At 28.4% G+C, this 24,996-nt stretch carries 21 protein-coding genes; 4 read left to right on the forward strand and 17 right to left on the reverse strand.

Annotated features, from left to right (window positions below; all coding sequences use genetic code 11):
- Positions 1-39: 39 nt before the first annotated feature.
- The 8 genes from SHK09_RS10205 to SHK09_RS10240 form a co-directional block, all read right to left on the reverse strand.
- A complete protein-coding gene (locus SHK09_RS10205; protein ID WP_319810672.1) occupies positions 40-681 on the reverse strand; it encodes an alpha/beta hydrolase in 642 nt (213 codons plus the stop codon).
- A gap of 17 nt (positions 682-698) precedes the next feature.
- The gene (locus tag SHK09_RS10210) at positions 699-1,025 is read right to left on the reverse strand and encodes a hypothetical protein (RefSeq protein WP_319810673.1); all 327 of its coding nucleotides are present in this window, start codon (positions 1,023-1,025) and stop codon (positions 699-701) included.
- Positions 1,026-1,032: 7 nt separating this feature from the next.
- Complete coding sequence (locus tag SHK09_RS10215) at positions 1,033-2,289, reverse strand: dihydroorotase (protein ID WP_319810674.1); 1,257 nt, start codon at positions 2,287-2,289, stop codon at positions 1,033-1,035.
- Entirely contained in the window at positions 2,286-4,226 is a 1,941-nt protein-coding gene (locus tag SHK09_RS10220; protein ID WP_319810675.1) for a BatA domain-containing protein, read from the reverse strand. Before SHK09_RS10220 ends, SHK09_RS10215 begins: the two co-directional genes overlap by 4 nt.
- Before the next feature lie 78 nt (positions 4,227-4,304).
- A complete protein-coding gene (locus SHK09_RS10225; protein ID WP_319810676.1) occupies positions 4,305-5,069 on the reverse strand; it encodes a TIGR02757 family protein in 765 nt (254 codons plus the stop codon).
- Positions 5,070-5,074: 5 nt separating this feature from the next.
- Complete coding sequence (locus SHK09_RS10230; RefSeq protein ID WP_319810677.1) at positions 5,075-5,620, reverse strand: CPBP family intramembrane glutamic endopeptidase; 546 nt, start codon at positions 5,618-5,620, stop codon at positions 5,075-5,077.
- A 47-nt stretch (positions 5,621-5,667) separates the two neighbouring features.
- Positions 5,668-6,327, reverse strand: a complete 660-nt coding sequence (locus SHK09_RS10235; RefSeq protein ID WP_319810678.1) for an ABC transporter ATP-binding protein — start codon at positions 6,325-6,327, stop codon at positions 5,668-5,670.
- Between the two features lie 101 nt (positions 6,328-6,428).
- Positions 6,429-8,915, reverse strand: coding sequence for a DUF5916 domain-containing protein (locus SHK09_RS10240; RefSeq protein WP_319810679.1), 2,487 nt, complete (start codon positions 8,913-8,915; stop codon positions 6,429-6,431).
- A gap of 240 nt (positions 8,916-9,155) precedes the next feature.
- On the opposite strand from SHK09_RS10240, the gene sucC reads away from it, so the two are divergent.
- Together sucC and SHK09_RS10250 are read left to right on the forward strand one after the other, a co-directional pair.
- Complete coding sequence (sucC, locus tag SHK09_RS10245) at positions 9,156-10,352, forward strand: ADP-forming succinate--CoA ligase subunit beta (RefSeq protein WP_319810680.1); 1,197 nt, start codon at positions 9,156-9,158, stop codon at positions 10,350-10,352.
- A gap of 84 nt (positions 10,353-10,436) precedes the next feature.
- A complete protein-coding gene (locus SHK09_RS10250) occupies positions 10,437-10,901 on the forward strand; it encodes a hypothetical protein (RefSeq protein ID WP_319810681.1) in 465 nt (154 codons plus the stop codon).
- Here the strand turns inward: SHK09_RS10250 and SHK09_RS10255 are convergent.
- The 8 genes from SHK09_RS10255 to SHK09_RS10290 form a co-directional block, all read right to left on the reverse strand.
- Positions 10,898-11,458 (reverse strand): hypothetical protein, encoded by a 561-nt coding sequence (locus SHK09_RS10255; RefSeq protein WP_319810682.1) that lies wholly within the window; start codon positions 11,456-11,458, stop codon positions 10,898-10,900. The two genes, SHK09_RS10250 and SHK09_RS10255, sit on opposite strands and share 4 nt — an antisense overlap.
- Positions 11,459-11,486: 28 nt before the next feature.
- Positions 11,487-12,746 carry a hypothetical protein gene (locus SHK09_RS10260; protein WP_319810683.1) on the reverse strand — a complete coding sequence of 420 codons (1,260 nt, stop codon included), beginning with the start codon at positions 12,744-12,746 and terminating at the stop codon, positions 11,487-11,489.
- Between the two features lie 25 nt (positions 12,747-12,771).
- Entirely contained in the window at positions 12,772-14,760 is a 1,989-nt protein-coding gene (uvrB, locus tag SHK09_RS10265; protein ID WP_319810684.1) for an excinuclease ABC subunit UvrB, read from the reverse strand.
- Between the two features lie 30 nt (positions 14,761-14,790).
- Positions 14,791-17,484, reverse strand: a complete 2,694-nt coding sequence (locus SHK09_RS10270; protein WP_319810685.1) for a T9SS type B sorting domain-containing protein — start codon at positions 17,482-17,484, stop codon at positions 14,791-14,793.
- A gap of 6 nt (positions 17,485-17,490) precedes the next feature.
- The gene (locus tag SHK09_RS10275) at positions 17,491-20,349 is read right to left on the reverse strand and encodes a T9SS type B sorting domain-containing protein (RefSeq protein WP_319810686.1); all 2,859 of its coding nucleotides are present in this window, start codon (positions 20,347-20,349) and stop codon (positions 17,491-17,493) included.
- 44 nt (positions 20,350-20,393) lie between these two features.
- Positions 20,394-21,239, reverse strand: coding sequence for an ABC transporter permease (locus tag SHK09_RS10280; protein ID WP_319810687.1), 846 nt, complete (start codon positions 21,237-21,239; stop codon positions 20,394-20,396).
- Between the two features lie 78 nt (positions 21,240-21,317).
- Positions 21,318-22,217, reverse strand: a complete 900-nt coding sequence (locus tag SHK09_RS10285; RefSeq protein WP_319810688.1) for an ABC transporter ATP-binding protein — start codon at positions 22,215-22,217, stop codon at positions 21,318-21,320.
- 145 nt (positions 22,218-22,362) lie between these two features.
- On the reverse strand, positions 22,363-22,866 hold the full coding sequence (locus tag SHK09_RS10290) for an IS1096 element passenger TnpR family protein (protein WP_319810689.1): 504 nt from the start codon (positions 22,864-22,866) through the stop codon (positions 22,363-22,365).
- 71 nt (positions 22,867-22,937) lie between these two features.
- Between SHK09_RS10290 and SHK09_RS10295 the strand changes: the two genes are divergently transcribed.
- Positions 22,938-23,360 carry a PaaI family thioesterase gene (locus SHK09_RS10295; protein WP_319810690.1) on the forward strand — a complete coding sequence of 141 codons (423 nt, stop codon included), beginning with the start codon at positions 22,938-22,940 and terminating at the stop codon, positions 23,358-23,360.
- A 9-nt stretch (positions 23,361-23,369) separates the two neighbouring features.
- Entirely contained in the window at positions 23,370-24,431 is a 1,062-nt protein-coding gene (locus SHK09_RS10300; RefSeq protein WP_319810691.1) for a chorismate-binding protein, read from the forward strand.
- Between the two features lie 156 nt (positions 24,432-24,587).
- Here SHK09_RS10300 and SHK09_RS10305 read toward each other — a convergent pair whose 3' ends face one another.
- On the reverse strand, positions 24,588-24,962 hold the full coding sequence (locus tag SHK09_RS10305) for a PUR family DNA/RNA-binding protein (protein WP_319810692.1): 375 nt from the start codon (positions 24,960-24,962) through the stop codon (positions 24,588-24,590).
- Positions 24,963-24,996: the final 34 nt, after the last annotated feature.

Genomic DNA, 24,996 nt, shown 5'->3' on the forward strand with positions numbered 1-24,996 from the left:
TGTATATTTTAAGTTTCTGTTATTTGTCTATATAAGCAGTTACAAACGTTCTTCAATCCAGCTTTTAAAGCTGTAAAAGTTTTGTGGTGCAACACCATGGCCAACATTATATTCAGAATAGACATTGCTAAAACCTAGTTTATCTAAAAAAGGTTTCGAGTTTCTTGCCCATTCTACTGGTAATACTTGGTCTACAGAGCCATGAGAACAGTAATAATTTGTTTTAATGTCTTTTGAAATATGCTCTGGTAGTAATTCTGTATTTATGTAGCCGCTTAAAGCAATTACATGTTGTGTTTTATTTGGGTAGAAAAAACTTAAAGAATAACTTAATATAGCACCTTGACTAAAGCCTAATAAAAATGTTTTCTCTGTATCTGTGTTGTATTTTTCTTTTATTTCATCAATAAAAATAGCAATTTTATCAATAGATTCTTTAGCTTCTTTTAAGTCTGAAAACTTTCCGTTTTTATCATCAAAATTAATAGAATACCAAGCATAGGCACCAAACCCCATAGAAAGAGGTGCTTGTGCACTTACAATTAGTAAATTGTCTGGTAATTCTTCTGCGAAAGAAAATAAATCTTCTTCATTACTGCCATAACCATGCAATAAAATTAATAAAGGCGGTTTTTCTGTAGTAACTTTAGGTTCCCTAACGATGTAATGTAAATCACTCATTCTAAATAAAATCTTAATTAAACGTTTTTAAACCATTCTTGAAATTGTTCACCAACAATAGGGACTAACTTTTCCTCACCTTTAAATGCACCAATTAGAGAAATAACCCATAATACAAACACAATAATACCAACTATTGCACCAGCTGTTGTGCCTAGAAACTTATAAATAACCCATCCGTTTAATGCCTGAATTAGATTTAAACCAATCATTTGTCTTATGTAAAAACTTGCAAATGTGTTCTTTTTACTGTTGTTCATAAAAAAGGCGATAAGTAAACCAATTATCCATAAATGACTAATGATAGCTGTTGTTTTTCCTTCTTTTACTGTGTAATTTTCCATGTAATTATTAATTTAATATAAGTTGATTATTAGAAAAGATACCATATACTTTTCCTTTCATTTTTTTATTGATAAAAGCACTGTTTTTTGAAGTAGATAAAATATCTTTTTTTGTGAAAATATATTTTTCTTCAGGATTAAATAGTGAAATATTAGCTGTTTTTCCTTCTGAAATAGAAACCGTTTCTAAACCAAATATTTTCCTTGGTTTTGATGTAATGTTTTCTATGAAATTTTCTAAGTCTAAAACCGAATTTACAGCACCAAATAGACTCTCTAAACCAGTAGTTCCGTTTTTTGCTTCACTAAACTCTACTTTTTTATGTTCAATATCAATAGGATTATGATCAGATGTTATTATATCAATAACGCCAGATTTTACACCTTTTTGTAATGCTTTGCAGTCTGCAGTTGTTCTTAATGGTGGGTTTGTTTTATAGTTGCTGTCGAACTCATGTAGTTCATTATCTGTTAATGTTAAATGATGTGCAGAAACACTACAGGTAACTTGTAAACTTTTCTTTTTAGCTTCTTTAATAAGCTCTATAGATTTTACGGTAGAAATTGTTGGAATATGTAGTTTGCCTCCAGTATATTCTAATAAAAACAAGTCTCTAGCTATTTGTAATTCTTCTGCCAATGCAGGAATCCCTTTTAACCCTAGCTTTGTACTGTTAATACCTTCATGTGCAATTCCTTCACCTGCAATTGCTTTGTTTTTAGGAAAACTTAAGACCAAACCATCAAAATTTTGAGCATACAATAAAGAGACTTTCATCAAATTATCATTATCAATTGGTTTTTTGTAATCTCCAAAAGCAATCGCGCCAGATTGTTGCATGTCATATAATTCTGCCATGTCTATTCCTTTGCTTTGAGTAGTTAAAGCAGCAATAGGATATAGTTTTGTTGCAAAACCACTTCCTTTATGTATTAAAAATTCTACAGCAGCTTTATTGTCTATTACTGGGTTAGAATTAGCGTTTACTGCAACTGCTGTAAAACCACTTTTTGCAGCAACCTGCAATCCGTTTTTAATTGTTTCTCGTTCTTCGTAACCAGGTTCGCCAAAAGAGACACTGGTATCGAACCATCCGCAAGAAACATGTAAGTTTTCTTTTGATACAATAGTGTATTCTTTTTTCGACGGAATTGTATCATCTATTTGTTTGATAATACCTTCTTTAATTAAAATGTCTTTTTTTTGATGATGGTAAGGACTTGAAGAGTCTATAATCGTTGCCGATTTTATAAGAGTAATCATGGTTTATAGAATTTTAAAATCAAAATTTCTAATAACAAAGATACAATTGCCAAGGCTAAAAACCATTTCCAAAGCCAATGAACTTCATTATTTTTATTAATTTCATTAAAAACTTCTTTTATAGAAGAAGAAATTGTAATGTTTTTATGGTGTTCTTTTAGAGTATTTAAGTCTATGAAATTTAATAAACTTTCTTCTTTTGGGTAATTAAAAGCAATATCTTTAACTTTAATATCTTCTTTTAAAACTTTGTAAAAACCAGCTTGTAATGGTTGTTCTTTTGTGCTAATTATTACCTTGTTTTGGTAAGTTTGTTGCACGGGTATAAAAGAATTGTTTTCATTCGAAATTGTTAAAATTTCATCTTTTCCAATTTTGGTTTCTATTTCTATTTTACTTTCTTCATTTATGCGATAGGCTAATTTGGGATATTGAAAACTCATCTTACCAAAGTTGTAAAATACAGGTACAATTAATGGTGAATTTAAAAAATTACTGTTCTTTTTATTTAATGCACTAGCTACATAATAAACATTGTTATTTGCTAATTGACTAATAAAAGAAGTATTGTTTTCAAACGAAATTATTTTAGAAGTATTTGCTAAAATAGGGTAGTAGTTGTGTACAGTTGGATATTGAAAATTTGTTACTTTTTTAGAGAACACATTTTTAAAAATAGGATGCTTGTAATTAATTGTTGTAATTTTTAAAGTGTCTTCTCTTTGAGGTTGAATTTCACTTAAATTTAAGTTTCTTAAAAAGTTGTTGTAAGAAGAAATATCTATTTTTTCATTCGGAATAATTACAATACTTCCGTTGTTTTTAGAAAAATTTATCAAACTTTTTAATAAGATTTCTGGTATAGATTCTAGCTCATTTAATATAATTAATTGTTGATTTTGAATAGCGTTATAATTTACATTCTGTAACGAAGTACTAGTGAAATTGAAATCTTCTTTTGTGTATATTTTTGATAAGAAATTACTGTTCTTTCCAATAGCTAAAATACAAGTTTTTGCATTGTTGTTTAGGGTGAAATAATAACGGTTGTCAAACAAGAAAGTATCGCTAGAGGTTAACTCTAATTTTCCTAAGAAGTTTGTTGTGTTTTTAATAGTGAAATTAATTATTTTTTCGGTGTCTTTGTCGATGGGGAAGGATTGTTTGCTAATTAAGTTGTCTCCATTAAAAATAGCAATTGGTACGTTGTCTTTTTTATCGCCTTGGTTTTTTACAATTACATTTACAGTAAAGTTGTTGTTGTTTTTATTGTTAATAAAAACACTGTCAATAGAAATGTTTGTTTTCTTACTAGTGTCTAGTTTTATTACCGAAAAAGCAGGTGTTACATTTGTAAACTCCTTTTTGTAAGTGGTCTGAAAATCAGATATTAATATTGTTTTATTTAAAGTGTTTGTTTTCTTTTTGTTTTCTTGGTTTATTTTTAATAAAACGGTCTCTAAATCTAAACTTATAGGTGATTTTTCTAATTTTAAAAGTACATTTTTTAATTCATCCTTGCTAATGTCTTTGTAGAAATCTGTATTTGTTAGTAAAGAGTATCCATTTTTAGAATCTGTGTTTTCTATAATTTCTTGTGTAGCAACTTTTAATAAATTCCCTTTTTCTCCTTTACTACTTGTGCTTAATGAGTTGTCTAAATAGATGAAGTTATGTTGCTTTTTATTAATGTTTTTATTGCTGAAATAAGGTTGTGAAAATGCAAGAAGTATCGCGATAAATAATAGTAGTCTTGTAGCCAATATTAACCATTTTTTTATGCGAGAACTTTTACGAGTTTCTTGCTGAAGTTTTTGTAAAAAAGAAACATTAGTAAATGGTATTTTAACAAACTTTTGTAGCTGAAAAAGATGTACTATTATAGGTATAATTAGTAGTGCTAAAAAGTATAAAACTTCAGGATTTTTAAATTGCATTTAGTTGTAATTATTCATTTTATGAAAGTATAAATTTATTACAAAAAAAGGGATTTAGAAACACTTGTTAATTTCTATTTAAAACTTTTCGAAAACGCCTAATCCAAAGAGTGCAAAATCATATTTTACAGGATCTTTTTTGTCTAAGTTTCTAAGATTTTTATCTAATTCAGAAACTGCTTTCCAGTCATTTTGTTTTCTAATAAGTAGCTTTAATTTTCTTGCAACGTTACCCGAATGCACGTCTAAAGGGCATGATAAATTAGCAGGGTTATGTGTTTTCCATAGCCCAAAATCTACACCTGTTTTATCGTTTCTAACCATCCAACGTAAGAACATATTTATGCGTTTTGCAGCAGAATTTTTTAGAGGATCTGAGATGTGTTTTTGAGTTCTTTGTTGATGTTCAATTTCAAGAAATAACGTTTTAAAGTTATTAATTGCTGTTTGGTAAGTCTTAGAATTATCTTTTATAGAGAGTACATTTTCTAATCCACCGTGATTTAAATAGATATGTTGCAGCGATTTTATAAACTGCTGTAAGTCGATATAATTAAAAGTTCTGTGAACAAAACCTTCTAAACTTTTTAAATCATTCTCTTGATGATTTAATATAAAATCATGAGGAGAATTGTCTAATAATTCCATCATTTTAGAAGCATTTCTAATAATCATGGTTCTGTTTCCCCAAGAAATAATTGCTGCTAAAAAACCAGCAATTTCAATGTCTTCTTTTTTTGAAAATAAATGCGGTATTTGTATAGGATCTGACTCAATAAATTTAGGGTTGTTGTATAAAACTACTTTTTCGTCTAAAAATTCTTTAAGTTCAGATTTCTTCATAATATTTATTCGAATAAAAAACCAAGTAAAATTAAGGTTCCGTTATAAGAACCATGTAATAATATAGACCATTGCAAACCAAAACGGACTCTAATATATCCAAAATAGCCTCCTAAAAGTATTTGTGGTAAAACAAGTATAGGTGATAATAAGATAACGTTTATAGTTGAATCAAAATTTGAAATATGAACATAACCAAATATTAAAGCAAAGACGTAAAACCCTATTTTAAACGATTTAGCACTCTTAAAAGCAGTAATTGGTCCTCTAAAAATTAATTCTTCTATTGCAGGAACTATAATGGCGCCTAGTAGCATCATTTTTAGAATTCCCATATCCTTAAACATTTCTTCTACCTTATGATTGTCCATATTTACCAACCCCATTTCATCTATAAGTGCAAAAATAGGAGTAATAATAAGACCTGTTAAAATACTAATTATAAGAATTTGAAAAAATATCTTAAAACGGTAGTTTAAATCTGTGTTTGTATCTTTTACAAGTACAGGGTTTTTTAAATATGATACTAAGTTTAGAAAAGTTTCTTTCATTGAGTAAGTTTATACATTAGTTGTATAAAACCTCTATTTGTTACAGTTTAAATAATTTTACCATCTTTCATGGTTAACTTTCTGTCTGCCATTTCTGCTAATTCTTCATTATGTGTTATTAAAACAAAGGTTTGCCCAAACTCATCACGAAGTTTAAAAAATAATTCATGTAGATTTTTAGCAGATTCACTGTCTAAATTACCACTTGGTTCATCTGCTAAAATTACAGAAGGATTGTTAATTAACGCCCTAGCAACTGCAACACGTTGTTGTTCTCCGCCAGAAAGTTCATTAGGTTTGTGATTTATTCTGTGAGATAACCCTAAGAAATCTAAAATTTCTTTTGCTCTTTCTTCAGTTTCTTTTTTTTGTTTTTTTCCAATAAAAGCAGGAATACAAACATTTTCTAATGCTGTAAATTCTGGTAATAATTGATGAAATTGGAAAATAAAACCAATATGATTATTTCTGAATGAAGATAATTCTTTGTCAGATAGGTTTTTAAGAGAAATATTATTTAAAAAAAGTTCGAACTCGTGCGATGTTTGTGGTTTGTCTAAAGTTCCTAAGATTTGAAGAAGAGTTGTTTTTCCTGCTCCAGAAGGACCAACAATAGCTACAATTTCTCCTTTTTTAACATGTAAATCTACACCTTTTAAAACTTCTACATCACCATAATATTTGTGAATATTTTTACCAACAATCATGCTATCTCTAATTTAGAAACGAATGTATAAAAAAGAAATCAGAAACACATAAATGTGCTTCTGATTTCAAATTCAAACCATAAATCAATTCATAAAAAACATTAAAAAATATTTTTTATAGTATTGTAGTCTATAAAATATACGAACCTTACAGAAAATGTATGTTGATTGGGTTGTTTAAATAAATTATCTAGATTGTCATAAAAATTTAAACCAGAATTATTGTTCGCATCAAAGATAGAATTTCTGTAAAAGACTATTAATTGACTTCCAGGAGCAAATTGCCAGAAATAATTTAAATCTAAATTCCAGCTATTAAAATTTAAATCATTTGTAGTGTAATTTGTGTTCTTAGACAAAGATCCATCAGTTTCTAAATTTAAATAACCATTGTAAGCAACATCACTCCAATAATGTCTAAAACTTAAAGACAATGAAGAATTTGTGCTAAAATTATATTTACCAGAAATGGTGTTTGTGTAACTTTTTCTATCTCTTTGGCCAAAAATAATATTACTAACGTTTTCATCTACATAACCTTGGTCGTTATTAGTTCTATTGTAATTTACCGAATATTTTAACGAAAACTGATTTGTAAATCTGTAACGAGGGCTTATACTAAAACCATAACTTTCTTGAGGGTGATTATTGTATTCTGTTAAATAGGCGTTTGCATTTACTTCTAATTTTTTTTGTGAGTTTGTAGAAATGTATCCACTCATATTTATAGATTGAGGTCTTAAGAAATAAACACCGCTTGTAGTTCCTTGTCTTGGTTCGAAATAATCTCTGTTTTCAGATCCGTAATTTAAATTACCGCCAAAACTAAAACGGTCTTTTGTTTGAGCATTCATATTAAGGCCAGCATCATAACCTGTGTAAATACCAGATAAATGTTGAAAACTAGCTTGATTGTAGAAATTGAAACTAAAACTATTAAATTCTTTAGATGGTTGTAATGTTCGCCAACCTGCACTACCATAAATAGTTTGTTGGTTATTGCTAAATAAAATACCCAAATCATTAGGGTTAAAATCTTTGTTTTCGAAGTTGTAGCCAACTTCCCAATTCCAATGACCAGAGTTGTAACCAAAACTATTATCAAAAGTATAGCCTGTATTTGGGTTGTTTACATCGTCTGAGATGTTGCTCATTTTAACAGAACCGTCTGTGTTGTATTTACTATTCTTTGTCTCTATATGCCAATCTAAAGCTGTAACATTTGCATCTCTAAAACTACCGTTTCTAGTAACATTGGTGTTAATTAAGGTAACAGTAGAGTTCTGGTTAAATTGTTGGTCTAAAACCATTATGTTGTAGTTAGAAAAAGGGTTTGTTACTTCTTTTCTAGTTGTTACGGTTTCTGTTGTAACTCCATTATTTATTTGCTGTGTTGTGGTTCTTATAGTTGCTTCTGTATTTTCTGTAATCGCGTTAAAAAATCCAATTCCTAAACCACTTTTTGTTCTTCCAGATATTTTTACAGCATTTAGCATGTTAACTTTTCTTGGGTAGTTTATAATCTCTTCGTTAACTTTTCTTCCGTTTACATTAAAATTGGCGTTATTAATTAAGTTAGATGAAACGTTAAATTGATCTATTGGTGAGCCACCAATTCTTCTTGAATAAAATAAATTTCCTTTGTTAAAAAGTTCTGTTCCTTCAGTAAAAAATTGTCTTTGTTCAGAAAACTGCTGTTCAAAAGGCCCTAAGTTTAATTCAACATTATCAAAACCAACTTGACTAAAATCTGGTATTAAAGTAGCGTCTAATGTAAAATTATCTGTCAAACCATATTTTAAATCCATACCAACACTATAATCAAAGTCAGTTTTTCCATCAAAAGAAACTGATGTTGCAGAAGCATATGGATATAAATTTAATCTTGTTGGTGGTGTTATGTTATTAAAACCTTCAATTAAACCATCGTATTGTGTCCAATTTCCTACAGAGTTGTCAATATCTGTCCAAGTATGTTGTGCATTTAATTTTTCTAATCTTCTATGAAAATTAAAACCCCAAGATTGTATAGGTCTGTTTGCAAAGCGAATAGCTCTATAAGGTAGTTTTATTTCAACATTCCAACCTTTATCTGTAATTTTTGCGGCACTTTCCCAAACAGCACTCCAATTAAAATCTTCATTTCCGTTAGATATTTTTGCGTCTACTTGATTTCCTGTGCTTTGCACAATAAATTCAAACGGATTTTGTCCATCATCGTTTGGGTTAATGGTAACTAAAAAGAAATCTGCAATGCTAAAATTATCTCTAACAGAAAATTCTCTGGGGATGTTTTCTGGATCTGGATCTAACATTTTAGCAGAAATATAAACGGCATTATCATCGTAAACAACTTTAACAAAAGTTTGATATTCTGATGAAACAAGTTTACCGTTATCTGGTTTAAAAATAACAAAGTTTGTTAATATTTCAGCTTTTTTCCAAGCATCATCATTTAAATTAGCATCTATTTTTGGTGCCTTCGTAATTCTTGTTGTTGTAACTCTTTTTCGATTTTTATTAATTTGTGCAGATATTTGAAATGTACACAAAAAAACTAATTGGAATAATAAAATTCTTTTAAGCATAAGATTTAGGTTGGTTGTTTTTTTAACATTGTATAAAAGTGTTTAACTACGTTAAAAACATTTCATAAAATTATGTTAGCTATTATAAAGACACCCGCATTTTAGAAATGTTACAAAAACGGATTGTTAAAATTTTCTTAAAGAAACTTAAGAACTTTTTTTGTTTTTTTTTTATTTAAAAGAATGTGTGAAATAACATCTGAATTTGTATTTTTGTTTCCGTTTTAAAACATTAATAGGATGAACTTACACGAATATCAAGGAAAAGAAATATTAAATAGTTTTGGAGTTAGGATTCAAAGAGGAATTGTTGCAAGTACTCCTGAAGAAGCTGTAGCTGCTGCAAAAAAACTAACTGAAGAAACTGGTACAGGTTGGCACGTTGTAAAAGCGCAAGTACACGCAGGTGGTCGTGGAAAAGGTGGTGGTGTTAAATTGGCTAAAAATTTAGACGAAGTTAAAAGTATTTCTGATGATATTTTAGGAATGATGTTAATTACACCTCAAACATCTGCTGAAGGAAAATTAGTAAATCAAGTTTTAATTTGCGAGGACGTATATTATCCTGGAGATTCTGAACCAGATGAGTATTATATGTCAGTTTTATTAAACAGAGCTTCTGGTAAAAATATGATTATGTATTCTACAGAAGGTGGAATGGATATTGAAACTGTTGCTGAAGAAACTCCACATTTAATTTTTACTGAAGAAATAGACCCTTTATTAGGTTTAATGCCTTTTCAAGCTAGAAAAGTAGCTTTTAACTTAGGTTTATCTGGAGTTGCTTTTAAAGAAATGACAAAATTTGTTAGTGCTTTATATACAGCATATATTAAATCTGATTCTGCAATGTTTGAAATCAATCCGGTTTTAAAAACATCTGATTCTAAAATTATGGCAGTTGATGCTAAAGTTTCTTTAGATGAAAATGCATTATTCAGACATAAAGATTATGCAGCAATGCGCGATTTACGTGAAGAAAACCCAATTGAGGTAGAAGCTAAAGCTGCAGGTTTAAACTATGTAGATTTAGACGGAAATGTTGGTTGTATGGTAAACGGAGCTGGTTTAGCAATGGGAACTATGGATTTAATTAAAGAATCTGGTGGTGAACCTGCTAACTTTTTAGATGTTGGTGGTACTGCAGATGCAGAACGTGTAGAAAAAGCTTTTGGTATTATCTTAAAAGATAGCAATGTAAAAGCAATTTTAGTTAATATCTTTGGTGGTATTGTACGTTGTGATAGAGTTGCACAAGGTGTTGTTGATGCATACAAAAGTATGGGAGACAAAATTACTGTACCAATTATTTGTAGATTACAAGGTACAAATGCTAAAGAAGCAAAAGAATTAATAGATAATTCTGGAATGGAAATTATTTCTGCTACAGAATTTCAAGAAGCTGCAGATAAAGTTCAAGAAGTTTTAGAAGCATAATTCTTACATAATATATTTAGTGAAAACGCCTCAATAATTTGAGGCGTTTTTTTATGATTAATTTTTAAATTGTATTTTTAAAGCATGAACAAAAAGTATTTTTATTTATTTTTTTGCGCATTTTTATTATCACTATCATTAAATGCTATAAATATTGATGTTAAGAGAGTTTATTCTTCATTTATAGAAGTTAAGCATCAAGATAAAACTGTAATGATAAGAAAAATTAAAGCAAAGATTAATGCTTTAGAAAAACAAAGAGAACGTTTAAAAATAATTAATAGATGGTCTAATTCTAAAGAGAAAAGCTACCTATTAAAAATAGATAAACTAAAAAGTAGTTTAGATAAATTAGGCGAAAATTCTAATAAAAATTTAAATGTAGATGAGATTATAAAAAAACTTCAGAAACAATTAAAGTTTTTAAATAATGCAAGAGTTAATAAGAATACGAAAAACACTTGGTCTAAAGTAGATGATTCTATTTATAAAAAGGATGCTGCTGTCTTACTAGATAGTATTATTAAGTTGAGAATAAAGGTTAATTAGTTTAGGTCTTTTAGCTTTGATCTAACAGTGCTGAATTCTCTATAAAAATCATCTCCTTTGTGTTTATTTTCCTTTATTAAATTACCAAAGTAATTTATAAATTTACTTTTTTCTAAATATTTTTCTGTGAGTAAATCATTATTATTCCCATCAAAAATCATAATAGAAGCATAAATATTGCCTTTTTTTTCGTCTCCATTGGTGTATACTTTGTATTCTATTCCATTAGAAAATAAATCTACTTTTTCCCACAAAAGTATAGGGGAATTAAGGTTAGTAGGGTAAATTTCCTTGTCCCATTTACCAAATTTATCAAACATAATTTTACTTGTTTTAAATGCTGTATTTACGCAACCATACCTTATTTCATTAAAAGCAATAGTATCTTTATTAAAAATTGTTTTATATTTTTTAATAGTAGTTGTTTTAAAATTATTTTTATAAAACTTAGAACATTTGTATTTAAAAGTACTATTAGAAGAAGCGCAATTAAACATCGTTAATAAAAATAATATTAACGATGTTTTTATAATTTTATTAAACCTTTTAATTTTCATATGAGAATCATGTTTAGATATTTATTGTTTAAAATAAATTATAACTAATTAAAAAAGAGGTATTATTTAAACTCTCTTTCCAATCTGCGTATTGAACTTCGGAATCAAAACCTGATTGGTTTAAATTTTTACTAGTATTATATCTTAGTTCTATTTTAATTTTTTCATTTAAAATATATCCTGCTCCGAAGAAAAAATTAGGTGTTGGTTGAAACTTAGTTTTGGAAGTTTTTAAGAAATTTGGACTTTTTTCTTCATATGAGAAGAATGAATTGAAAGGAATATCAAATGCTACTCCTAAATTAACAAGCATCTTATGTTTTTTCTTATTATTAAGAAAAAAATATTTTCTAATTCCTAGAGGTAATTCTATTGAATTATATTTAGCAATATATATTCTACTCCTTGTTGAAAAGATAGGATCTTTTTGTTCTGTTGTTGAATCGTAAGATATATAGGAAGGATCTATAAAAACGGACCATGCATTATTATTAAAAGGCATCACATATTCTAATTCAGCACCAAATGAAATTGAAGTTTTAGAATTAAAATTCACATTTCTTTCTGTAGTAGCAATGTTTCCTGGTAAAAAAAGATTATATTTATTTGAGTTAACACCTACTCTTAAATAAAAGTTGAATTTTGATTTCCCACTAAATTTAACATCATAATTAATTAAACTTATATTGTTTTTACATTTATTATAATTTATAAAATACTTTATAAGGTCTTTCTTTGTATAAGAAATATTTTTAGTTTTAAGATTTTTACATGGAAAATTATCTTTTAACTGTTTCAAATAATTGATATTTTTACTTACATAATTATTTTTGGTTAAAAAAAGTTTGTATTCTAATTGTTTTAAGATTTCGTTTTTCTCATAAAAGTAGCGGGTAAAAGTTTGATTTCTGTATTCATATAAAGAAAATTCAGAGTTTTCTAATAAAGTATTTAAGAATAAAGTTTCTTCGATAAAACGTGATTTTCTGGTATTACTTAACCTGTTATTATTAGAGCTAGATTTATCAATAAGAACTTTAAAACGTTTGTATTTGAATTTATCAATTACACTAAATTCTTTTATCTCTGTAATGGTACCTTTTTGATTTTTACCTTTTAATGTGGTTTTGTAGGTGAAATTTTGTGGAGTATCTACAAAACCTTTATCTTCAATATAGCATTCTATTTTAGAGTTGTTATCTAAAATAAAATATCCTTTTTTAAACTTGTTTTGTGCAGTTAAACTTAATCCTATAAATATAAATATTATAATAATTTTCTTTTTCATAATTTGTTTTATAAATGTAGATAGATTAAACTTTTTCTTTCAAAATAGCAATCTCATCTCGTAATTTCGCAGCTACAATAAAATCTAAGTTTTTGGCAGCAGCTTCCATATGCTTTCGTTTTTCTCTAATTCGTTTTTCTATTTCTTCTTTGGGTAAATATTGTAAATCTTGTTCTGCAGCAACTTGTTTCGCGTTGTCATAATGGTAACTAGAAACGGCAGATTTTGTAAGAGTATCGTCTATTTTTTTATTAATTTGAGTAGGAGTAATGTTGTGTTTTGTGTTATAAGCAATTTGTTTGTCTCTTCTACGATCTGTTTCATCAATAGTTTTTTGCATACTTTTTGTCATTTTATCTGCATACAAAATAGCGAGACCATTTACGTTTCTTGCGGCTCTACCAATTGTTTGTGTAAGTGACTTTACATTTCTTAAGAAACCTTCTTTATCTGCGTCTAAAATAGCAACTAAAGATACTTCTGGTAGATCTAAACCTTCACGTAATAAGTTTACACCAATTAAAGCATCAAATAAACCTTTACGCAGGTCTTGCATAATTTCTACACGTTCTAAAGTATCAACATCAGAATGTATATATCTACAACGTATATTTACTCTTGTAAGATATTTTGTTAATTCTTCTGCCATTCTTTTAGTTAATGTTGTAATTAAAGTACGTTCATCTTTTTCTACTCTAAGTTGAATTTCTTCAATTAAATCATCTATTTGATTTAAGCTTGGTCTTACTTCTATTACAGGATCTAATAAACCTGTTGGTCTTATAATTTGCTCAACAAAAACACCTTCTGTTTTTTCAAGTTCGTAATCTGCAGGTGTTGCAGAAACAAATATTGTTTGATTTTGAATTGCTTCAAATTCATCAAATTTTAATGGTCTATTGTCCATAGCAGCAGGCAATCTAAAACCATACTCTACTAAATTTTCTTTTCTACTTCTATCTCCACCATACATTGCATGTGTTTGTGGTACAGTAACATGGCTCTCATCAATCACCATTAAATAATCGTCTGGAAAATAATCTAACAAGCAGAAAGGTCTAGTGCCTGGGTTTCTACCGTCTAAATATCTAGAATAATTCTCAATACCAGAACAATAACCCAATTCGCGAATCATTTCTAAATCGAATTCTGTTCGCTCTTTAATTCTTTTTGCTTCCAAGTGTTTTCCCATTTCATTGAAAAAATCGACTTGTTTCATCATATCTTCTTGAATTTGATGAATGGCATTTTGTAGAACATCTGGTGAGGTAACAAATAAATTAGCAGGATATATACTTAATTCTTCAAACGTATTTATAACTGCATTACTTTCTAAATCGAACAATTCTATTTCTTCTATTTCATCACCAAAAAAGTGAATTCTGTACCCATTATCTCCATAAGAAGGGTAAATAGTTACAACATCTCCTTTTACTTTAAAGGTTCCGCTTTTTATTTCATGTTCTGTTCTAGAGTATAAACTCTGCACTAACTGATGTAAAAATTTTGTTCTAGAAATTAATTGACCAACTTCTACCGGAATTACGTTTTTCTTAAATTCCGTGGGATTTCCAATACCATATAAGCAAGAAACAGAAGCAACAACTAAAACATCTCTTCTACCAGAAAGTAGGGAAGAGGTAGTGCTTAAACGCAGGCGTTCTATATCTTCATTTATAGATAAATCTTTTTCTATGTAAGTTCCTGTTACAGGAATATATGCTTCTGGTTGGTAATAATCATAGTAAGAAACAAAATACTCAATAGCATTTTCTGGAAAAAACTGCTTAAATTCTGAATATAATTGTGCTGCCAACGTTTTATTATGTGCTAAAACTAAGGTTGGTTTTTTTACTTCTTTTACAACATTTGCAACTGTAAAAGTTTTACCAGAACCTGTAACACCTAATAATGTCTGAAATTTTTCACCTTTGTTAATGTTTTCAGCAAGTTCTTTAATTGCTTGTGGCTGATCTCCTGTTGGAGAAAATTCTGAGACTAATTTGAATTCCATAATGTAAAAATACGGATAGTAATTGTAATTCTATTTTCTAATTAAACTAAAGTTTCCAGTTTTTTTGATAACATTATCATCAATATCTATAATTTGTACATTAAACCAATAGCTATTAGAAATCTGCATTTTTCCTCCAAAAGTACCATCCCAACCAAGAGTATTAAAATCGGTTATAGTACCAACAACTCTACCAAGTCTATCGAAGATTTTAATATTTATAGATTTGTAGAACCTGGCATCTAAACCTTTAATATTCCAGTAATCATTTTTACCATCATTATTAGGTGTAAAAAAACCTTGTATACCTAAAACGGAAACTTTTGTTTGAATAGGACTTTCGCAATTATTAATATCTCTAACATAAATGGTTTTAAGGCCAGGAATTACATTAATAAAAGTGTGTGAAGTCGCATTACTAAAGAAATTTATGTTGTCTAAAGAAAATTCATAAGTGCTATTACCAAAAACTTCTACTTCAATAATATTATTTGTTTCATCTTCTGTATTTACTTTAATTGAAGAAAAAATAGGTTTATCTGGGTTGGTAACATTAAACTTTTTTAAATTAGAACACTCAATTCCGTTTTCTATTTTATAAACAGTTAAAGAAAAAGCACCTGTACTTGTAAGTGTGTATTCTTTATTTGTACTTAATATTGCGCCTAAACTATTTTTCCATTCGAAACGATTATTTGTTACATCTGCAGAAATAGTTATAGCAGGTTTTAAACTAGGGTTGTAGCAAATTGAATAGTTTTCTTGTAAATTAATAATTGGTTCTGAGTTTACAATGAGATTAAAAGATTCTATACCGCCACAACCAAGTTCTGAATCTACTCGAACCCAAATTGTTTTAGCATGAGAAATAAAAGTATCTGCTATTATATTTCTTTTTGTTTGTGCATCATTTTCAGTTTCGTAAAAAGTTATTGTATTGGTAGAATTTAAACTAAAATTTTTGTAAATCTCTATTCTTTTTTCACCTAAATTAAATGTGCCTTCTGTTTTAGAGTTAACCGGATTATAAGTACCACAAGAGTACATTTCTGTTACTGCACCTAAATTTACAGAGGTAAGCTCTATAGAGAATTCTGCAAAGTCATAACAACTGTTTAAGTTAATTACTCTTGTAAATAATGTCTGAGGATTGCTTTTGTTTTGATAATTTTCTGGATTAGGAATACGAGAAACATCATTTTTTGCATTATCTAAAGTTTCATAATAGTAAAAAGTTAAATTAGAAGTATCTGTATTTATTTTCTCTTTAATGTTATTTAAATTGAAACGATTATCTGTTGTGCCATTGTTACATTGTATTATTTTTTCGTTATTTATAAGTTTTGGTAACGGAAAAACTTCAATCTCTTTTTCTATTTCTACATTAGCACCATTAATAACAATAGTTGCTTTTACTGTATATAAACCTTCGTTTAAAAAAGTATGCGTTGGCATTATTTCTGTAGATGTTTCTCCGTCTCCAAAATTCCAACTAGCACTTTCTATATTTGTATACGTATCTATATTAAATGTAAGTGGATTTTTTGCACAGGCAGATTCTTCTAAAATTCTAGTTCTAAAATAAGATTGAACAAAGTTTGGTAAGCCTAAATTAGATTTGTTTCCAGACAAATCTACATCAATAGTAAAATTAGGATTTTCTAGATTTGTAGGTTTTTTTATTTGGCCAATTTTATTAAAGTTTCTTTCTCCCTTTTTTTGCATAGCTCTATAAATCTTACCGTTTCTAGAGAGTTGAAGGGTACTAGGTTCAAAGACATCATCATCTTTAAACACAGTTAATTGATTTAATAAGTTCCCATTATTTAAATCATATTGATAAATATAACTCTCTGGATTCGAGTTTATATCTCCACCAAATAACTCTTCTTCTATAACAGTTGTATATAAGAAATTAGAATCATTAGAGAACTCAAGGCCATAAAAACGAACAACTTGAAAGAATTTTACAGTAGTAATCATTCCTCTTCTATTACTTACTAAACCAGTATTATTATCAAAATCAAATAAAGTTAAATGATTACTAGTATCATTATTTAAATTAACTGCTGCAAGTTTTTTTCCGTTTGGCGATATTTTTAAAACTCCATCACCTTTGCGTTCATAAAATATATCTTTAGTTATTATAGGTGGTTCTATTGTACCATCTGGTTTTATTAAATATGCGTAAAAAGAAGTGTTTTTATTACCAAGTTCGCTAGATGAAGAAACTAAAATCCAAATAGATTTTCCGTCTTTATGATGAACGCCTGTAATCCCTTTTACACCAGAAGGTATTAATAAATTGTCTTTAGAGACAACTTCTCCCAAACCACCATTATTAGACATGTTTATTTCTGAAAAATACAAACTACTAGAGGCTGTAAATAAGTAATATCTTTTTACATCATTTAAAAAAGGTACTATTATAGAGTTTTGGGCTACATTTCTATCGCCTAAAACTCTTATTCCGTTTTTAATTGGAGTATGGTTTTTAGAATAAATATTTTCGCTATTGGTGTAAAATTGAAGTTCACCAAATCTATTAGAAATACTTGCGGAACCTTTTGAGGTTACCATTGTGCTATTTGTTAATGAAGTAGCTGTTTTGTTGTCTATTTTTAAAGCACCTTTAAAACCAAAATACCAATTGTTAGTCTCGTTTTGAGAATTAGTGGGTATAAATATGAAAAGAAATATAAAAAAGATAAAATAGTTTTTCATATTTTTTTATTTTCTTAAAAGTGAAAAATGACCGGTCTTTTTTCGAATACCTCCTGTTATGTCTATTAAAATGGCATTATACCAATAATCATTAGTAGGTAATATTTTTCCATTAAAAGTACCATCCCAACCATCATTAATTTTTTGATCAACACTTTTTAGAATCTTACCATAGCGATCAAAAATTTGTAGTTTTACTTCTCTGTAAAAGCTATTTTCTACTCCAAGTATTTTCCATTTATCAAAAACACCATCTCCATTTGGCGATATGTGCCTTTGGAAAAAAACAAAAGAAACTTCTTGTGTGTTAATAATACCACACTCATTTCTATCTCTTATATAAATTTTGTTTAATCCTGGTGGTACGTCTGTAAAAGTATAAGATAAATTTTCTGTACCTTTTTTAAAACTAGCTAAAGAATTGTCATTTAAAGAATATTCATAATCTCCTTTTCCAGAAATAGTAACCGTAAAGGTATTATCTATAGGATTGTCCTGGTCATCAATGAAACTAAAAGAGTCTATTAAAGCAATGTTAGATTCTAATACAGTAAATGTATTGTAACCTGTAGTAAAAGAATTATCTAGTAGTGTACTTGTGTCATTCTCATATTTTCTAGAAGCTTCAACTTTATATTCACCTTCTTTTTTAGCTTTTAAAATGGCACTAGTTTCTCCAACTAATAAACTTCCATTTAAATACCAGGTATAAGTATCGATAGAATTATTTGTAGTTGCATTTAAATCTGTAGCTATTAATTGTGGGGTGTCTATTGGGTTATTTACACAAAGAATTATTGGAGTAAGATTCCCCTTAGGTATTGGGCGTTTATTCACATATAAATTAAATTGACCTACACCAGCACAAGTATTTCCTTTAGAAATTCTTACAAATACTGTTGTGTTATCTGTGTATTTATTAGAGTCGTATGGTGTCTCTATTTCATTAATTTCCTTTTCTGCATCTAGTTTGTTTAAGTAGAAAGAGAATTGAAATTCTGTTTTATTAAAAGAGCTGTTTTTTGCTATAATTTTATCGATTTTTGCGTCAAAATCAAAAAATGAATTTCCAGAACCAATACTATTTCTTGCATTAGGCGTGTCTTGGTTCTCATCTAATTCGCTTTCATACATATCATCATAATTAGCTAAAGAAGTTGCTGTTATTTCTAAGTTAATAGTACCAGTAGTAAAACAACCTGTAATATCATTTGTAATTTTAACTAGCAATGTATGGTTAAAAGGAGCCGTTGCTGGGTTTCGATAACCTATTTTATTTGTTATGGGAGTGCTGTAAGTAGTATCTCCTGGTTCAAAAAACGTTACGGTTACGTCAGCGCCATTATCGGCTAATTCAGCTTCTTTAGATTCTAAATTAAAAGTAGTAATTCCATCTGTAGAAATACTATCGAAATCACATTGGTTATAAACAGGCACTGTTACTATTTTAGGCAATGTGTTTACTTTTAAATTAAAGGTAGCATTGTATTCTATAGTATTTGAGCATTCATCTTCTAATTTAATTACTAAATTATAAGTACCAGAATCTGTAGTTTGTAAATTTTTTAATTCTAATTTATGTTCTGGGGCTAATGAGGGTATTTCTATTTTTGTTGTACCATTATCAAAGGTCCATTTATATGTAACACTATCTCCAATAACTGTTTCTGGTGTAACTGTTTTATTGTCTCCAATGCAAGTTTCTAAATCTTCGAAATTTAATGTTTCAGCAGTGTCATCATCTTTAATACCTATATCTAAAAAGAATGATTGTATAAATGGTGGTAAACCTTCTGTAGAAATATTAGCTCCTAAAGAAACTCCTTCTTCTACAAAATTTATTTCTAAAGCATCTTTTTCGGGAAAATTTATAACTCCTAAAAATCCTTGACGACTTCTTGCATAATATATTTTTCCATCTGAAGCTAATTGTAAAGCACCTCTATATCCTGTAGAAGTTCTGTATATTTCTTTTCTACTTGCATTTATAATCGCAATAGCTGTATTGCTTATATTATATTGAAAAATTCTAGCATCACTAGGAAAATTACCACCTTGGCTATGCACTCCTGTAGAAATATATAATTTCTCACTACTTCTAGAAAAGCCAACACCATATGCATCTAATCCCTGAACATTCATTCTTTTTTCTTCTGAAATTAAACCAGTAGAAGAATCAAAACTATATAAAAAAGTGTCTCCTCCTCCTTGAGATGCGCTAACAAGTGTTTTACCATCTGGAGAAAATTTTAAATAACCTCTTAAGTTAGTTACTAAACTATGACTAGAAGTGACAGAAGTTACATTTACTCCGTCTTTATCAACTAGGTATGAATAAAAATTAGATGAATCTGATGTAACAACCCAAAATGTATTACATTCTGCTCCTTTTACTGCTGTTATTTTTTCTTTAGAATTAATGGCGTCAGGTAAAGAAATGTTTTTTGAAATTACAGTTCCTAAACCACCATTTAGAGAAATATCTATTGTAGAATAATTTACGCCATCATTATTGTTACCATCTGTAACAGTAAAAACGTAATAAATATTTTCATCTAGTGGCTTTGGTACAATAATAGCAGACTGAGAACTTGAAGAATTACCAAGTAACCCAAGTCCATTAGCCATTACAGTTCCACTTTTGTTATAAATAATTTGTCCGTCTGTATAAAATTGTAATTCACCTTCAGAGTTTGAAATAGTAGCAGAACCTTCATCTGTAGAAAAAGAGCCTCTAATAGCAGTTGGTGGAGAATTAGTAAAATCTAAACCTGCATTTTCACCAAAATACCAAAAATTTGCTTCTTTTTGAGAAAATACATTTAATGTAATAAATAGTAATAAAAACGATAAAATACTCTTCATTTGATGGTGTTTCTAATCTTAACCTCAAATATATTTAAAAAGTATTATAAATCCCTCTTTTTTAACAGTACGAAAGACAAATAAATAAATATAAATGCCCACATAGATGCAATTAGTACCGTAGAGAATTCTACAGCATAACTTTTTGTGAATGTTTCTCCTATTTGATTCGCTACAGATCTAACGGCACCTAACCTAGTAAAAGGTTCTTTTATTAAATTTGCCATAGATTCAAAAGGAAGAAATTGCATTACAGCATCTACTTTTTCGCTAGTATTTTCTGAAGCTTTAAAAGTCCAAAATAAATATCCTTTAAAAATACTTTCCGCAAAAAACCAAACAACCATTGCCCCAACGGCAAAAGCAGATCTTTTAACCAGAATTCCGAAAAATAAACCCATAGAAAAGAAAGTAACCAATTTAATAAAAAAGGCAAAAAGATATTGTAAGTCTGATGTTATAATTGCAAACTCATTATAATCTGAATAGCATAAACCTAGTATTAAAGAAACAACAAAAACAAAAACGGTAGATACTAAAGCAAAAACAAGTACGGCATAAAATTTCGATAAAATAAATTCTTTTTTACTTAAACCATCAATTAAATTTTGCTTTAATGTTTTGTAACTGTACTCATTGGCCATCATAGAAACGATTACCAAGAGTAGAAAGAATTTTAAAATTGATGCCATATAGGTGTTGAAATGCCATATATATGGAAAATTAAAAATTCCTATTTCTGCCAAATGAAATTTTATTGGACCAATATCAAAGTTTATTGCTGCTATTAATGCTATGCAAGTTAATAAGCCAAAGTAAATTAGCGACAAAACCTTACTTGCACTGTTATGTTTTAATTTGTGAAACTCTATTGTTAATAATCTAAACATGATGTTTTATTATTTTTGGTTGCTGTTTTTTTGATAGGTTTAATGATGTATATAAAACTATCGATAAAAAAAAGTTGATTAATTATTGTTTGTTAAATCTAAGAATTGTTGTTCTAAACTTGGTTTACGTTTCACTAAATGACTTAAGAAAATACCTTTATTAAACAAAAAGGTGTTCATTTCTGTAGCTGACATTGCATCATTTAAAGTAGCAATAATAGTTTCATGATCTTTTGTCACTTTACTTATCGATGGATGATTTTCTAATTCAGCTAGTAGTTTTGCTTCATTATCATCAACCTTTAACTCAAATAAACCTTTAGAAGCAGTCATTTCGTCAACTCTACCACTATATAATTTAATTCCTTTTCTTATAACAACTACATGAGAACACACTTTTTCAACTTCATCTAATAGGTGAGAAGCTAATAAAATAGTAGTTCCTGTACTTGCAATCTCGTTTATAATTTGTCTAATTTCATGAATTCCTTGTGGATCTAAACCATTGGTAGGTTCGTCTAAAATTAGAATTTCAGGATCATTTAACAATGCAGAAGCAATTGCCAAACGTTGTTTCATACCTAAAGAAAAGGTTTTAAACTTACTGTTTTTTCTATCGTAAAGATTTACTGTTTTTAATTTCTCGTCAATTTTTTCTGCGGATATTCCTTTGATAGTACAAATCAGTTTTAGATTTTGTACGGCAGTCATATATGGGTAGAAGTTAGGGCGTTCTATAATAGCACCTACTTTTTTTAAGGCTTCGTGGGTAGTTAATTTCCCGTTAAACCAAGAGAATTCTCCTGAAGTTCTGTTTACTACATTTAAAATAATTCCTAAAGTGGTAGATTTTCCACTTCCATTAGGACCTAAGATTCCATAAACATTTCCTTTTTTTATATCAAAAGAAAGATTGTTTACTGCATGTATAGCTCCGTATTTTTTATCGAGATTTTTAAGAGATAAGATAGTTTCCAAAGAAATTGTGTTTAGTCGGTTATAGATGTAAGACGACTAAATTACAATTTTGTTACTTAAATAATTTTATTTATTGAAGTGTGCATGTGTAAAAGGGAAAAGAAAGAATAATAAATGAATTTACATTTAAACTATTTTTTATCTTTTAATACTCGCTATAATCAAAATCATCATCAAAATGACCAAATTCATCATTGATATCATCTTCATCACCAAACCCATCATCTAATTTCTCTGCAACAAACTCTTTTTCTGGTGCTTCACTAGGTATTTCACCAACAGTAAGAATAATTTGAGGTAAATCTGCTTTGTTTTCTGTAGAAATTTCTATAACTTCTACATAAAAAGTCCACATGTTTAAGAAATCGTAGACATAAATTAATTTGTCATTTTCTTCTGATAAGGTGTCATTTAAAATACATGTTTGCATAGAAATACCTTCGCCAACTTCTTCCATATTAAATAACGGAATTTCTTCACCTTGGTTCCATTCTGTATCAGTTCTGTAAAAAGAAGCCATTTCTTGACCACCAAAACCAAAGGACTTAGCGATAGTTAAGTGTAAATCTTCTAAATTTAAGTTGTCTTCAACTAAAATTGTTCTAATTACATCTTCTTTAGTGTCTAAAATTACGCGTATTTTGTACATAGAATGCTTTAACTTTTGAGTTGCAAAAATACAATTTTTTATACGTATTTTTACATATTAAATAATTGATTATGGATAAAATTAGCATTTTAAAAGCATTTAACGAGCGTTCTAAAAATACGCTTATGGAAACTCTTGATATTGAATATGTTGCTATTGGAGATGATTTTTTAACAGCAAAAATGCCAGTAAATTCTAGAGTTCATCAACCTTATGGGCAATTGCATGGTGGTGCAACCGCAGCTTTAGCAGAAAGTGTTGGTAGTGCAGCTTCAAACTTTTTTATAGATAGTAAAACTCAGTTTATAAACGGAATTCAATTATCTATAAACCATATAAAAAGCAAGCGAGAAGGAGTTGTTTTTGCTACAGCAAAGAATATTCATAAAGGTAAAAGCACGCATTTATGGGAGGTAACAATTGTAGATGAAGAAGATAATTTAATTTCAGTTGCAAAAATGACCAACATTGTTTTAGAAATAAGAAAAAAATAATTTTTAGTTTTGAATAATTTATTTGATAAAATTACCAACCAATACAGTAATAAATTACCTTTTGTAGCATATAGAAAACCAAACAAAAAAAATATTTCTGTTTTTTTAATGGTAGACGAAACGCTAAATTTTGTTTCAGATTTTAAAGAAAGAGGTTTTGTTTTTGCACCTTTTAATAGTGATGAAAAAGCTATTTTATTTTCTGAAGAAAAAGCATTACTGTTTTCTGAAGAAGTGAATTTAGAAAATTCTAATTTAAAGGACGTTTTTTTTACAGCAGATAATTTATCCGAAGAAAGACATATAAAAATTGTTGAAAAAGCTATTAAGAAAATTAATTCTAGCGATTTGCAAAAAGTTGTAATCTCTAGAGAAGAGCTTGTTCATCTTTCAAATTTCGATTTATTAGAAATTTACAAAAGATTACTTTCTACCTATAAAAACGCATTTGTTTATGTTTGGTATCACCCAAAAGTAGGGTTGTGGTTTGGTGCAACACCAGAAACTTTGTTAAATTTAGAAGGTACTAGTTTTAAAACAATGTCTTTGGCAGGAACACAAATATACAATGAGAATAAAACTGCTGTTTGGAAATCTAAAGAATTAGAAGAGCAACAATTAGTTACAGATTTTATAGAAAATCAATTAGAAAAAATCGCTAAAAATTTAGTAATTAACAAAATAGAAACTGTAAAAGCGGGGAATTTATTGCATCTAAGAACTAAGGTTTGGGGAGAATTGGAAAGTTCTTCGACTGTTAAAGAATTAATTAGAGCATTGCATCCAACACCAGCAGTTTGTGGTTTACCTAGAAAAATTTCTAGAGAATTTATTTTTGAAAACGAAATCTATTATAGAAGTTTTTATACAGGTTTTTTAGGAGAATTAAACATTCAAAACTCTAAAGAAGATAAGAATAGTTCTTCTCTTTTTGTAAACTTGCGTTGTATGAAAATTGAAAATAATATTGCTTCTATTTTTGTTGGAGGCGGAATTACAAAAGATAGTAATGCGAAAAAAGAGTGGGAGGAAACCGTTTCTAAAGCCAAAACTATGAAACGTGTTTTATAGTTCTTCTAATAAAAAAAAATGGAAAACCGCAAATAGTAGATTTGCGGTTTTCCTTTTTGTGTAAAATTGAATTTGAATTGAAATTATTTATGTATAACTTATTATGACTTAGGTATATTCATAAATAGGTACATACAAAACAGTTTTTTAAGACTGTTATATATCGTCAAAAGAAATGTCTGTAAAACTTTCTGTAGAAGTAGTTGTTTCTTCTTCTGTTTCTGTTTTAATTTCTTCTTTCTTAAAATCTTTTTGATGGCGTTCACTAATTACTTCATCACCTTTTTCATTAATAATGTAGTCTGTAGCTTTTTTTAGCATTTCATGAAAGTCTGTAAAATCTTCTTTATACAAGTAAATTTTATGCTTTTGATAGTGAAAAGTACCATCATCATGAGTAAATTTTTTACTCTCTGTAACTGTTAAATAATAGTCGTCTGCTTTTGTTGCTCTTACATCAAAAAAATACGTTCTTCTTCCAGCTCTTAATACTTGTGAAAAAATTTCTTCCTGTTCAACTCTCTCTGCCATGTTCTTTAAAATAGTAGTTATGTGTAATTAATTT

The sequence above is a fragment of the Polaribacter sp. PL03 genome (assembly GCF_033875165.1).
Taxonomy (GTDB): Bacteria; Bacteroidota; Bacteroidia; order Flavobacteriales; family Flavobacteriaceae; genus Polaribacter.

Bases quoted from the DNA above. Each gene is read 5' to 3' on its own strand.
- SHK09_RS10205 (WP_319810672.1), bottom strand. From the start codon at position 681: ATGAGTGATTTACATTACATCGTTAGGGAACCTAAAGTTACTACAGAA.
- SHK09_RS10210 (WP_319810673.1), bottom strand. From the start codon at position 1,025: ATGGAAAATTACACAGTAAAAGAAGGAAAAACAACAGCTATCATTAGT.
- SHK09_RS10215 (WP_319810674.1), bottom strand. From the start codon at position 2,289: ATGATTACTCTTATAAAATCGGCAACGATTATAGACTCTTCAAGTCCT.
- SHK09_RS10220 (WP_319810675.1), bottom strand. From the start codon at position 4,226: ATGCAATTTAAAAATCCTGAAGTTTTATACTTTTTAGCACTACTAATT.
- SHK09_RS10225 (WP_319810676.1), bottom strand. From the start codon at position 5,069: ATGAAGAAATCTGAACTTAAAGAATTTTTAGACGAAAAAGTAGTTTTA.
- SHK09_RS10230 (WP_319810677.1), bottom strand. From the start codon at position 5,620: ATGAAAGAAACTTTTCTAAACTTAGTATCATATTTAAAAAACCCTGTA.
- SHK09_RS10235 (WP_319810678.1), bottom strand. From the start codon at position 6,327: ATGATTGTTGGTAAAAATATTCACAAATATTATGGTGATGTAGAAGTT.
- SHK09_RS10240 (WP_319810679.1), bottom strand. From the start codon at position 8,915: ATGCTTAAAAGAATTTTATTATTCCAATTAGTTTTTTTGTGTACATTT.
- sucC (WP_319810680.1), top strand. From the start codon at position 9,156: ATGAACTTACACGAATATCAAGGAAAAGAAATATTAAATAGTTTTGGA.
- SHK09_RS10250 (WP_319810681.1), top strand. From the start codon at position 10,437: ATGAACAAAAAGTATTTTTATTTATTTTTTTGCGCATTTTTATTATCA.
- SHK09_RS10255 (WP_319810682.1), bottom strand. From the start codon at position 11,458: ATGAAAATTAAAAGGTTTAATAAAATTATAAAAACATCGTTAATATTA.
- SHK09_RS10260 (WP_319810683.1), bottom strand. From the start codon at position 12,746: ATGAAAAAGAAAATTATTATAATATTTATATTTATAGGATTAAGTTTA.
- uvrB (WP_319810684.1), bottom strand. From the start codon at position 14,760: ATGGAATTCAAATTAGTCTCAGAATTTTCTCCAACAGGAGATCAGCCA.
- SHK09_RS10270 (WP_319810685.1), bottom strand. From the start codon at position 17,484: ATGAAAAACTATTTTATCTTTTTTATATTTCTTTTCATATTTATACCC.
- SHK09_RS10275 (WP_319810686.1), bottom strand. From the start codon at position 20,349: ATGAAGAGTATTTTATCGTTTTTATTACTATTTATTACATTAAATGTA.
- SHK09_RS10280 (WP_319810687.1), bottom strand. From the start codon at position 21,239: ATGTTTAGATTATTAACAATAGAGTTTCACAAATTAAAACATAACAGT.
- SHK09_RS10290 (WP_319810689.1), bottom strand. From the start codon at position 22,866: ATGTACAAAATACGCGTAATTTTAGACACTAAAGAAGATGTAATTAGA.
- SHK09_RS10295 (WP_319810690.1), top strand. From the start codon at position 22,938: ATGGATAAAATTAGCATTTTAAAAGCATTTAACGAGCGTTCTAAAAAT.
- SHK09_RS10305 (WP_319810692.1), bottom strand. From the start codon at position 24,962: ATGGCAGAGAGAGTTGAACAGGAAGAAATTTTTTCACAAGTATTAAGA.